The organism is Porphyrobacter sp. HT-58-2, from assembly GCF_002952215.1.
Classification (GTDB): Bacteria; Pseudomonadota; Alphaproteobacteria; order Sphingomonadales; family Sphingomonadaceae; genus Erythrobacter.
This window is the reverse complement of the sequence record NZ_CP022600.1, coordinates 1,350,644-1,362,874: the sequence shown is the minus strand read 5'-3', so window position 1 is coordinate 1,362,874 and position 12,231 is coordinate 1,350,644. Positions and strand designations below refer to the sequence as shown.

The 12,231-nt window shown below is 66.2% G+C and carries 9 protein-coding genes; 8 read left to right on the top strand and 1 reads right to left on the bottom strand.

Annotated features, from left to right (window positions below):
• Positions 1-105: 105 nt before the first annotated feature.
• From CHX26_RS06485 to CHX26_RS06450, 8 genes are all read left to right on the top strand, one after another.
• Entirely contained in the window at positions 106-2,421 is a 2,316-nt protein-coding gene (locus CHX26_RS06485) for a TonB-dependent receptor (RefSeq protein WP_104941670.1), read from the top strand.
• A gap of 111 nt (positions 2,422-2,532) precedes the next feature.
• Positions 2,533-3,804 (top strand): MFS transporter, encoded by a 1,272-nt coding sequence (locus CHX26_RS06480; protein ID WP_104941669.1) that lies wholly within the window; start codon positions 2,533-2,535, stop codon positions 3,802-3,804.
• 85 nt (positions 3,805-3,889) lie between these two features.
• A complete protein-coding gene (locus CHX26_RS06475) occupies positions 3,890-4,981 on the top strand; it encodes a YeiH family protein (RefSeq protein ID WP_104941668.1) in 1,092 nt (363 codons plus the stop codon).
• Entirely contained in the window at positions 4,966-6,468 is a 1,503-nt protein-coding gene (locus CHX26_RS06470; RefSeq protein WP_172449733.1) for a glycerol-3-phosphate dehydrogenase, read from the top strand. The genes CHX26_RS06475 and CHX26_RS06470 overlap by 16 nt, the downstream gene beginning before the upstream one ends.
• Entirely contained in the window at positions 6,465-7,037 is a 573-nt protein-coding gene (locus CHX26_RS06465) for an NADPH-dependent FMN reductase (protein ID WP_104941667.1), read from the top strand. Before CHX26_RS06470 ends, CHX26_RS06465 begins: the two co-directional genes overlap by 4 nt.
• Positions 7,037-7,648 carry a 3,4-dihydroxy-2-butanone-4-phosphate synthase gene (ribB, locus tag CHX26_RS06460; RefSeq protein ID WP_104941666.1) on the top strand — a complete coding sequence of 204 codons (612 nt, stop codon included), beginning with the start codon at positions 7,037-7,039 and terminating at the stop codon, positions 7,646-7,648. The genes CHX26_RS06465 and ribB overlap by 1 nt, the downstream gene beginning before the upstream one ends.
• Positions 7,645-8,871: a molybdopterin-dependent oxidoreductase gene (locus CHX26_RS06455; protein WP_104941665.1), complete on the top strand. Its 1,227-nt coding sequence runs from the start codon at positions 7,645-7,647 to the stop codon at positions 8,869-8,871. The genes ribB and CHX26_RS06455 overlap by 4 nt, the downstream gene beginning before the upstream one ends.
• Positions 8,868-9,215, top strand: coding sequence for a sulfite:cytochrome C oxidoreductase subunit b precursor (locus tag CHX26_RS06450; protein ID WP_104941664.1), 348 nt, complete (start codon positions 8,868-8,870; stop codon positions 9,213-9,215). The genes CHX26_RS06455 and CHX26_RS06450 overlap by 4 nt, the downstream gene beginning before the upstream one ends.
• 132 nt (positions 9,216-9,347) lie before the next feature.
• Here CHX26_RS06450 and CHX26_RS06445 read toward each other — a convergent pair whose 3' ends face one another.
• On the bottom strand, positions 9,348-12,047 hold the full coding sequence (locus tag CHX26_RS06445) for a TonB-dependent receptor plug domain-containing protein (RefSeq protein ID WP_172449732.1): 2,700 nt from the start codon (positions 12,045-12,047) through the stop codon (positions 9,348-9,350).
• Positions 12,048-12,231: the final 184 nt, after the last annotated feature.

Genomic DNA, 12,231 nt, shown 5'->3' with positions numbered 1-12,231 from the left:
CAGCGCAGAAAGCGCAACCCGATGTGCGAAAGATCGGCCACAGGGGCGACGATCCGCAAGGGGTCGCCAGAACGGATCGATCATCATGCAGGGGAGAGAACACCAATGTCCGCCACCACGCGAATCGCGCTCAAGACGCTTGCCCTTTCCGCCAGTTCGCTGGCGCTGATGCACACTGCGCCTGCTATGGCGCAGGTCGAGGAAATCGTTGTAACCGCACAGAAAGTCGAAGAAAACGTGCAGGACGTGCCGATCGCGATCACTGCGGTTTCGGGCGACCGGTTGCAGCAGGCCGTGGTCTTCAGCCTTGAGAACATCTCGACTGTCGTGCCGTCCGTGACCTTCCGCAAGGGCACCACCAGCGCCAATAGCGCGATCGTGATGCGCGGCGTCGGCACCATCAGTTTCTCGGTCGCGGCAGAGCCTTCTGTGTCCACCGTTGTCGATGGCGTCGTGCTGTCGCGGTCGGGTCAGGCCTTCATGGACCTTGTCGATCTCGAACGGCTTGAAGTGCTGCGTGGCCCGCAAGGCACGCTGTTCGGCCGCAACGCTTCGGCGGGCCTCGTCAACATCGTTTCCAAGGGCGGCACCGACACGCTCGAGGCCGAAGTCAATGCCGACTGGTTCGAAGGCGATGAATTCCGCCTGCGCGCGGCGCTGTCCGGGCCGATTGCCGAAAATCTCAGCGCCCGCCTGACCGGCTTTTACGGCAGCTTCGACGGCAACATCACCAACATCAACGGCGCCAGCAACCGCAAGGTCAACGGCTATGAACGCTACGGCCTGCGCGGGATCATGGATTATGACGACGGCAGCAACCGCGTCCGCCTGATCGCCGATTACTACAAGGCCGATGATGATTGCTGCGCCGACGTGACCGGCGCCAGCCGCGGCGCGGTGCAGGATGCCGAACTCGGCCTGCCCAACGGCGTTGCGCTGGGCGAGGATCAGCGGTTCATCAACCACAACCTCGTCACCTCGACCCAGGACGAGCAGTGGAGCCTGACCGGCACCGGCGATTTCGACATCAGCGACAGCCATACCCTCAGCGTGGTGCTGGGCTATCGCAACTGGTTCAACCGCGAACTGCGCGAAGGCGACTTCCTGCCGCGCGCGATCGTGGGTGCGGGCCAGCTGCACGATGACGGCGTGGTGCGGACCGAGCAGGTCTCGGCAGAAATCCGCATCGCCTCCGATCAGACCAAGCCGTTCTTCTATCAGGCCGGCGTCTTCGCCTGGCAGTCGGACAACTCGCAGGACTTCACGCGCCGCAACATCACCTGCGCCAGCTCGACCCTGCCGGTCGATCCGCGCACCGGGGCCACCCCGTGCAACCTTGGCGATACCGTGAACACCCTGTTCCCCACCGCGACCTCGCGCAGCGATGTGCGGTCGGTGAACTATGCGATCTTCAGCCAGGCGACCTATCGCTTCACCGAGCAGCTCTCGCTGACCGGCGGCCTGCGTTACACCTGGGACGATCTGGAATTCACCCATACCCGTGCGCCGGGCGTGAACGCGGCAACCGGCCTGCCGGCCACCGGGCCGGGCGTGGTCGGCAATCCGGCAGGCGGCCTTGTCGCCAATGGTGGCAACGGCACCAACACCAGCCGGGGCGAGACCACCAACGGCAACCTTTCGGGCCGCGCGGTCATCCAGTTCGAACCGACCGAGGACGTGATGCTCTACGGTTCGTACACCCGCGGCTACAAGGGTCCGGCGTTCAACGTGTTCTTCAACCACACGGCTCCGAACAATGCCGCGCCGATTTCGGAAGAGCTGTCCGACAGCTTTGAAATCGGGGTGAAGTCGCAGTTCTGGGATCGCCGCGTCCAGCTCAACGTGTCGGCCTTCACTGTCACCTATGACGGGTTCCAGGCCAACAACTTCATCGTCGTCAACGGCGCGACGGTGTCCAACCTGACCAACGCCGGGACGGTCAAGAGCGAGGGCTTCGAGGCTGATCTGATCGTGAACCCGATTGCCGGGCTCAATCTGCGCGCCAGCGCGGCCTATGCCGATGCCCGCGTGAAGGAGTTCAACCCCAACCCGCTGACCAACGCCCCCGACGCGCGCAACGGCACCCGCCTCCCGCTCGCTCCGGAGTTCGTCTATACCATCGGCGGTGACTACACGACCGATCTGGGCGACAAGGCGGTGCTGTATCTCAACACCGATTTCCGCCACACCAGCAGCCAGTTCTCCGATCTCGGCAATGCTGGCCCGATCGAGGCCTATGGCATCTGGAACGCATCGGTCGGCTTCTCCGATCCCGAAGACCAGTACCGCCTGACCTTCCACGTCCGCAACATCACCGATGAAAGCTACGTCCTGCTCAATGTCGAAAACGGGCGGCGGCTGCAGATCCCGCGCGATGCGGATCGTTACATCGGCGTGTCCCTGCGCGCCCGGTTCCGGTGATCGGCGCCCGGCCCTGAACACAGCAAAGGGGCCGCCGGAGCGATCCGGCGGCCCTTTTTGCATCAATGCTGCCGCTTGCCCTTCCCCTGCCGCGCCCGTTAGGAACCCGTGATGGCTGCTGCCGCCCCTGCCCCCTCGCCCATTTCTGCCCGGCTGCGCTGGTCGCTGTTCACGGTGCTGTGCATCGCGGGCGTATTCAACGCGATGGACCGCCCGATCATCGCCATTCTCAAGCCCGACATGATGGCCGATTTCGGCTGGAGCGACAGCGACTTCGGCGATCTTGCCGCCGTCACCCAGTTTTCTGCCGCCTTTGCCTTCCTGTTCACCGGCTGGCTGGTAGACAGGCTGGGGGTCAACCGTTCGATGCAGGTCGGCGCGTCTGCATGGAGCCTTGCCGCGATGGCTCACGGGTGGGCGATCAGCACCGCACAGGTCGTCGCCGCACGCGTCGGCCTTGGCGTGACCGAGGCAGTGCAGACGCCGCTCACCATCAAGACCGTGGCGAGCCTGTTTCCACCCGACAAACGCAGCTTTGCCTTTGGCTTTGCGACGATGCTGGCGGGCGCGGGGACGATTGCGATGCCCTTTGTCATCCCGGCGTTGGCGCTGGCGGTGGGCTGGCGCGGGGCGCTGGTGGCAGGCGGGATCGGCGGTTTCGTGTCGCTGCTGGCGTGGATGTGGCTGGCCCGCGGGGTCGCCCAGTTGCGTGAGCGCACGCTGGCGAGCAGCGCCGACGCCGGCGGCGAGAGCGCGCGTTACGGCGCGATCCTCATGAACCGCCAGACCTGGGCGATTGTCGGCGCCAAGGCACTGTCCGACATGACCTGGTGGTTCATCAATTTCTGGCTGGCCGATTACTATCGCAAGGAATTCGGCCTCTCGACGCTGGAACTGGCGGTGCCGCTGGCGATTGCCTTTGCCGGATCGGGCCTTGGCGCGCTGCTGGCCGGCTGGGTTTCGACCCGGTTGCTGGAACGCGGGCTGACCCCCAACCGGGTGAGAAAGGGCGTGATGCTCGCATCGGCCCTGCTGGTCGCGCCGCTGCCGCTGGTGATGGAGCTCAATTCCTTCTGGCCGGTGGCCGTCATGATCGGGGTGGTGATGGCCGGGCATCAGGGCTTTTCGCTCTCGCTGTTTTCGACCATCACCGATGTTGTTCCGGGCGCCAAGGTCGGTCGGGTGACCGCCTTCGGAGCGTTCATGGGCAATATGGGCGGGGTGGCGATCAGCTTGATTGCCGGGCGGGTGCTGGATGCCGGATTGGGCTTCGTTCCGCTTTTCCTGTTTGCCGCATCGTCCTATCTGGTGGCGCTGGCGTGGTTCCACTGGCTGCTGCCCGACATTCGCCGTCCGGCTGAACCGGCCACGGGACTGGCATGAGCGGACAGCAGCGGTTGCATTGCGCCGGGCTGGGGGATAGGCTTTGTGACACCGTGAGACAGAAACAGTCTGGATACAGCCACCCATGAGGCGCGAGCGTCGCCCTGATTTCGATGCTTACGCCGGCGATCTGTTCGGCGAGATGATGCTCGCCGACACTGCACCGGCTGCCGCGCCACCTGCGCGAAAGCCACTGTCGCGCTTTGTGCCGGGGCTTGCCATTGCCGCCATCGCCAGCGCCGCGGCGGCGTGGCTGTCGCAGAATTACGGTGTGCCGGTGATCCTTGCGGGCCTCCTGCTTGGCCTTGCGCTCAATTTCGCGGCGGGCGATGCGCGCACCCATGACGGGCTCGACTGGATTTCGCGCCATGGCCTGCGCGCCGGGATCGTGCTGCTCGGCTGTCAGGTCACCGCGATGCAGGTGGCCGAGATGGGCCTCGTGCCGTTTGCGGGCCTTGCACTCGTGATGGCTGCCGCGATCATCGCCGCAATGCTCGCCGCGCGGGCCACGGGGCAAAGCCCTGCTGTCGGCCTGCTCGGCGGCGGCGCCACCGCGATCTGCGGCGCATCGGCGGCACTGGCACTTTACGGCGTGATCGGGCGCGAACGGGTGGATCAGGCGCAATTCACCCTGACGCTGGTGATCCTTGCCGCTGCCAGCGCCATTGCGCTGGTCACCTATCCGATGCTGGCAGGGGCGCTGAAATTCAACGACGCGCAGGCCGGGTTCCTGACCGGGGCAGCGATCCATGACGTGGCGCAGGCCATCGGCGCAGGCTTTGCCGTATCGGATCCAGCCGGCGCTCAGGCGACCGTGGTCAAGCTCACCCGCGTCGCCCTGCTCGCCCCGCTGGTGGCGCTGGCCGCCCTGTGGATCGCCCGCGCCCAGCCGCTGGCCGCAAGAGTCGGCCAGCCGCGCATCCCGGTGCTGCCGGGCTTCATCCTCGCCTTCCTGGCGCTGGTGGGCGTGAACTCGCTGGTCACCCTGCCCCCGGCGCTGGCGGCCCATGCGCTGACCGCCTCCAAGACGCTGCTGCTGCTTGCCGTCACCGCCACCGCGATGCGCACCCGTACCGATCTGCTGCTGGATCTCGGCTGGCGCGCGGTCATGCCGGTGCTGGCGGCGACCATCGCCTCGCTCACGGTCGCGCTTGGTTTTGCATGGTGGGCGCTGTGAGCGGCGCGGCCTATGATCTTGCGGTGATCGGCGGCGGCGTCAATGGCGCCGGAATCGCACGCGATGCCGCCGGACGCGGCGCGAAAGTCCTGCTGCTCGAACGCGGCGATCTGGCGGAAGGCACCTCGTCAAACTCTACCAAGCTGATCCACGGCGGGCTGCGCTACCTCGAACATTACGAGTTCTCTCTGGTGCGCGAGGCCCTGACCGAGCGCGAGGTGCTGTGGGGCATTGCGCCGCACATCATCTGGCCGCTGCGCTTCATCCTGCCCCACCGCCCCGGTCTGCGCCCGCGCTGGCTCGTGCGGCTGGGGCTGTTTCTCTACGATCATATCGGCGGGCGCAGATACCTGCCTGCAACCCGAAGCATCCGGCTGGGCAGTCACCCGGCGGGCGAGGCGCTGAAGGACGACTACACCAGCGCCTTTGCCTATTCCGATGGCTGGGTGGATGATGCGCGGCTGGTGGTGCTCAACGCCCGCGACGCCGCAGACAAGGGCGCCGAAGTGCGCACCCGCTGCGAGGTGACGGCGCTGGTGCGCGAGGGCGGCTTTTGGCGGATCGAGGCGGGGGGCGAAAGCTTCACCGCGCGCGCCGTGGTCAATGCCGCTGGGCCGCGCGTGCTCGATCTGCTGGGCCGGGCGGGCGAGCCTTCGTCGCAAAGGATGCGACTGGTGCGCGGGTCGCATATCGTTGTCCGCAAGCTGTTCGACCACGATTACGCCTATTTCTTCCAGCTCCCTGACGGGCGCATCTTCTTTGCGATCCCCTATGAACAGGACTTCACTCTGATTGGCACCACCGATGTCGATCATGACGGGAGCCTTGATGAAGTGCGCGCGTCCCCTGAGGAAATCGCCTATCTGTGCGAGGGGGCTTCGGAATATTTCCGCACGCCTGTCACCCCTGCGGACGTGGTGTGGACATATTCCGGCGTGCGCCCACTGGTCGATGATGGCTCTGGCCGGCCCGAGGCGGCGACGCGCGGCTATCGCTTCGAGGTCGACGACGAGGCGGGTAAGGCACCGCTGCTGTCGGTGTTCGGCGGCAAGATCACCACCTACCGCGAACTCGCCGCCGAAGCGATCGCGCGGCTGGTGCCGTTCCTGCCGGTGCTGAAGGGTGCGGACTGGACCGGCTCTGCCAACCTTCCCGGCGGCAATTTCGGGCGCTTCGATGCCCCCGCCCTCGCCCGCTCTCTGGCGCGGCGTTACCCGTTCATCGGCGAGGCGCAGGCCCGGCGCCTGACCCGGCTGTACGGCACGCTCGCCACCGATTTCCTTGGCGATGCGACCAGCGCCGCCGATCTGGGCGAGGATTTCGGCCACGGGCTGACCGCTGCCGAAGCCGAATATCTCGTGACCCGAGAATGGGCGCGCACCGCCGATGACATCCTGTGGCGGCGCACCAAGCTTGGCCTCCATTTCACCCCCGAACAGACCGCGCGCCTTGCCGCATGGCTGACCGAAAGGACAATCTCCGCATGACCCGAATTGTAGCCCTCGGTGGCACGGTCAACCCCGGCTCCTCGACGGAACAGGCGCTCCGGCTGGCGGCGCAGGTCGCGGCGGACGCAGGGGCCGAGGTGACAGTGTTCGGCGGGGAATATCTCACCGCCCTGCCGCACTATCTCGGGCCGCAGCACGATCCCTCGCAAGGGGCCGAGATGGTCGCGGCGGTGCGCGAGGCCGATGGCCTGCTGGTGGCCGCGCCGGGGTATCACGGAACGATTTCGGGCGTGGTCAAGAACGCGCTCGATTACCTTGAGGACCTGGCGCGCGATGAACGCCCCTATCTCGATGGCCGTGCGGTGGGCCTCATCGCCACGGCATTCGGCGATCAGGCCTCGATGAGCACGCTCCTCACCATGCGCGCGATCACCCATGCCCTGCGCGGCTGGCCGACCCCGATGGGCGCGACGATCCGCACCTATCGCGGGCTGTTCTCGCCCGATGGCGAATGCCTTGACGAGCGCGCGCGCGGGCAGCTGGAACTGGTCGGCAGGCAGGTGGTGCTGGGCGCGAAGAGCTTTGCCGCCGGGAGGGGCCTGGCGTGATGGAACGCCCACTGGAGGCTGCGCTGGAGGCGATTGCCGCAGGACGGATCGTCGTGATCGCCGGCGACCGGCTGCGCGGCGGGGATATCGACCTGATGTGCGCCGCGCGGCACGTCACGCCCGAGGTGATCAACTTCATGGCGACGCATGGCCGCGGCCTGATCTGTCTGGCCGTGACGCCCGAACGTGCCGCGCAACTCGGCCTGAGCCTCGTCAATCCCGGCACCGCGCGCCAGACCGGACGCCCCTTTGCCCGCTCGATCGAGGCGGCACACGGTGTCTCGACCGGCATTTCGGCGGCCGACCGCGCGCATACGGTGCAGGTGGCGATGGCCGACGGGGCGAGCAACGCCGACATCCACTCACCCGGCCATGTCTTCCCGCTGATCGCGCAAGCGGGCGGCGTGCTGGCTCGCCCCTCGGCCTGCGAGGCCTCGATCGACCTTGCCCGGATGGCGGGCGCGGGCGATGCAGCGGTGATCTGTTCGATCATGCGCGACGATGGCGAGATGGCGCGGATCGACGATATTGGCGATCTGATCGCGGCGCATGGCCTTGCCGTGGCAGACATCGGCGCGCTGATCGCGCGGCTTGAAGGGGCGACCGCATGAATGAACGCAAGCTCTCCCGCCGTGCGCTGATTGCCGGGGCAGGCAGCGCGGCGCTGGCGGCGCCTGCCCTCGCGAAGGTGGCGCAGAGCGGCATGATCGACCTCGCCCTTCCCGGCGGGCCGAGCCTCAGACCCACCGCCCCCGCCTTTCCCGGCAAGGGTGAAATGATTGTCCAGCGCATCCGTCCGCCCTTGCTCGAAGCGCCGATGGACGCGTTCCGTGAGGGGGTGATCACCCCCAATGACCGGATGTTCGTGCGCTGGAACTGGGACATGCCGACAGTCGTGAAGGCGGGCGAGCACCGCGTGGCGGTGGGCGGCGCGGTGAAGCAGGCCGTGTCGCTGACTCTGGACGAGATTGCCGCTGCCGGGGAGCACGTCTCGGTCGTCGCGATCAACCAGTGCGCGGGCAACGGGCGCGGCCTTTCGGAACCCCGCGTCACCGGCACCCAGTGGGGCAACGGCGCAATGGGCTGCGCCAAGTGGACCGGGGTGCGGCTGAAGGATGTACTGGCCAAGGCGGGTGGCACCGCGCCGTGGGCCAAGCGCGTCCGCTTTGCCGGGCTTGACGTGCCGCTGACCGACGGCGCACCGCAGTTCATCAAGTCCATTCCGATAGATATTGCCCTGCGCGATGATGTGCTGGTCGCCTGGGCGATGAATGACGAGCCGCTGCCGCTGCTCCACGGCTTTCCCTTGCGGATCGTGGTGCCGGGGTGGTTTTCGACCTATTGGGTCAAGATGCTGGCCACGATCGAGGTGCTGAGCGGCGCGGATGACAGCTACTACGTCGCCAAGTCCTATCGCATCCCCGCGCAGCCGATCACGCCGGGGGACAAGGACTTCCCGACCGTCGAAATCACCACAATGCCGCCGCGTGCTTTCATCACCAGTCATGCGACAGGCGATGTGGTGGCGTTGGGGCAACCACTCGTGCTGGAGGGGATCGCGTTCGGCGGAGACTGTGCGCTCGACCGGGTCGATCTGGTCGGCGCCGGGGGTGACGGGAGCTGGGCAATCCCCTGCCAGCTTGGCCCCGACGAACACGGCCCCCATGCCTTCCGCCGCTGGCGCGTAGAGATTCCCCAAGTATCTGGTGATCTTGAGGAAATTGGCGTGCGCGCGCGCAATGTCAACGGCGTGGTGCAGCCTGACAAGCTCGCCTGGAACCCCTCGGGCTATGCCCGCAACGTGATCGAACGCATCACTCTGAGGGCGCGATGAGAAGCCTGCTTGCCCTGCCTGCCATCCTGCTGCTGGCCGCTTGCGACCGCCCGGCGGAGGTGGTCTTCGCCGACACCAGCATCACGCTGCCTGATGATCCGATTGACCTGCCCGATGGGCCGGGGCGCGATGCCGTGATCGCCAATTGCACCGCCTGCCATTCGCCCTCGACCATACTGCAACAGCCGCGGGTCAGCCGCGACAAGTGGGAATCGATCGTGGGCAAGATGATCACGCTCTACAAGGCGCCGGTCGATGAAGCTGCGGTGCCGGAGATCGTCGATTACATGCTCCATGTGCAGAGCGATGTTTCATATGAAACACCCCCGCAACAGGGGGGCTGAGCGGGGTCTGCCAGGGGTCTGGCGAAATCTCAGCCGGGCCTGAAGGGGTGCAGAGCCCACCCGACGGGCGGCACGGCGCAGGCCCATGCCTGCTCTCCGCACCGCCCAGGGTGTGTCACGCGATCACCTGTCTCAGAAGACGAAGCTCACGCGGGCATAGAGGAACCGTCCGTTGAACCCGAAAGGCGAGAACGACGAGAACGGCAGGAAGTAGTTGTTGACCGACAGGTTGCCGGGATTGCCCGTCACCGGATCCACACCGCGCCCGGTCGGGTTGGCAGTGGGGTACTGATCGAACAGGTTGTTCGCCCCCAGCGCCAGCTCGAAGCCTTCGGCAAAGCCGCCCTGCGGACGCAGGCGCACTTCCATGTCGGTGATCCAGCGCGGTTCGAGCAACAGGTCGTTGATCGGCGACGCACCGGCCGAGAACACCTCGCCGAAACGGTTGGTGCGCAGCGTCGCGCTCAGCCACTTCCACTCGACATCAGCGCCCAGATTGATGCGGTCACGCGGCTGACCCCGCTCGATCCGCTCGGATTCGAGACGGCCGAACAGGTTGATCCCCGGCACCTGCGCCAGATCGCCCGGCGTGCTGCGACGCCCGGTGATGTCGACATCATTCCAGTTGTAACCGGCGGTCAGCGACAGCGTGGCATCATCGCCCAGGCTGGTGCGATAGGTGCCGATCACGTCGAAACCGCGGGTGCGGGTGTCGATCCCGTTGAAGAAGAACCGCGCCGCCGAAATGCTGGTGAAGCCGGCATCATTGAGGATTTCGGCAATCCCGCGTCCCGGATTGTTGCCGCTCGGCGCGCCGGTCGCATCGCGGCTGGCGGTGAGGTTGTCGGTCAGCACGATGCGGTCATCAATGTCGATCTCGTAGTAATCGAAGGTGATGTTGAGCCCGTCGACCTTGTTGAACACCGCGCCTGCCGACCACGAGAACGACTTTTCCGCCTCGAGATCGGTCGCGCCCAGCGCCCGGGCAACCGGGTTGCTGACCGGCAGGGTCACCGCATCGACCAGCACGCCGCCGATATTGTTGGTCGCAGCCGCCGCGAAGAACTGCTGCTGAAGCGACGGCGCACGGAACCCGGTCGACAGCGCGCCGCGCAGGGCGAAACCGTCAAACAGCTCAAGCCGCGTGGCAAGCTTGCCGTTGAGGGTCGAACCGAAGTCCGAATAATCCTCGAACCGGCCTGCCACCTGCACGTTCCACGCCGCAGTGATGTCGGTATCGAGTTCGGCATAGAGCGAGATGTTCTCGCGGCTGTTGGGACGGGTCACATCGACCCCGCCGATCACCGGCTGGAAGCCCGGGAACACCTGGCTGCCCGGCGCGGCAAAGGCGGTCGCACCTGCACCGGTGATGAAGGGGTTGTTGGCCCCCACGCGCACCGGGCCTGCGGCAAAGCTGTTCGGCTCGCCAGCGCCCAGCTGATATTCCTCGCGGCGGAATTCCGCACCAAAGGCAAGGGTCATCTGTTCGATGCCCGAAACCTCCAGTTCGCGGCTGACGCCAAGGTTGGCCATCAGCTGGTTATAGGCGATCGAACCGGCTTCGAATTCGGTCTGGCTCGCCGCGCCGAGCGAGGCGTTGACCGAGTTGGTGACGCGGAAATCGGTCTTGTTCTCGCCATAGGCCAGCGACAGATCCCACAGCCAGCCGCCGATATCCCCATCAAGCCCGCCGACGATCGAGAAATCGGTGGTGTCGGTGTTGATCAACGGCAGGAAGCCGTCGGGATAGATCGCCACGACGTTGCGGTTGTCGGCCGCGCGGCGATAGAAGCCGGCGGATTCCGCATCGCGCGTGCCATAGGTGGCAAAGGCGTAGAAATTGACCGTATCGCTGATCGGCGCGCCCATGTTGACGACGATGTTGAGGTCTTCGGTCTTGGGGTCGCCATAACGGTGATAGCGCCGATCCAGCGTCAGCTCGCGCGGGTCGAGCGGGCCGCTCTGGGCATAGTTGCGCCGCGGATCGAAACCGGCACGGTTGGTGTCGTTGCGATCGCGATATTCGGCGGTGATGTTGATGAAGCCTTCCGGCCCCAGCGGCAGGCCGATATTGCCCGACACGGTCAGCACTTCGCCGTCATTGACGTTGAGGCCGCGCCCGGTGTCGGTCAGCTGCAGCACGCCATCGGGCGTCAGGGTCGGCACCTGTCCGGCCACGCCATTGACGCCGGTGACCTGATTGACCCCGGCGATGCGGGTGTTGAAGCCGCCGTAATTGACGAAAATGCGTCCGCCTTCGCGCGCATCATTGAGCTGGAAGTTGATCACCCCGGCAATCGCGTCCGAACCGTACTGTGCCGCCGCGCCATCGCGCAGCACTTCGACGCGACCGATCGAGGAGGCCGGGATCTGGTTGAGGTCAACCGCGGTGCTGCCACGCCCGACCGAACCGTTGATGTTGAGCAGCGCGGCCACGTGGCGGCGCTTGCCGTTGATCAGCACCAGCGTCTGGTCAGGCCCCAGACCGCGCAAGGTGGCGGGGCGGATCGCGTCGGTGCCGTCGGTGATCGAAGGCTGCGGGAAGTTGAGCGAAGGCACCAGATCGCGCAGCAGGCGCGCGGTTTCGACCAGACCGGACTGACGCAGCTGTTCGGCGGGAATGACGTCGATCGGCACCGGGCTGTCGGCGACGGTGCGGTTGGCGCGGCGGGTGCCGGTGACGATCAGCTGATTGCCGCTGTCGACCACGTCATCGGCAACTTCGCCCGCGGCCGCCTGCGCCATGGCAAGGCCGGCGACCGAGGTGATGGTCACATCGACGGGCGCTTCGGCAGCTTCGCCTTCGGCAGCCTGCGCCGCGGTGCTGGTCATGGCTGCGACAAGCAAAGCCGAGCCGATGGCGATCGACGACCCTGATTGAAGAACCTTGTTGTTGTTTCGCATCATATTCCCCTGATCGGTAAACAAGCGGTGCCGCTACGTGATGGCAGGCGGCGGGATAAATGGCATGATGGAACCGGCGACCCGCCGCCCGGCTGTCCGGTGACGTGTCACG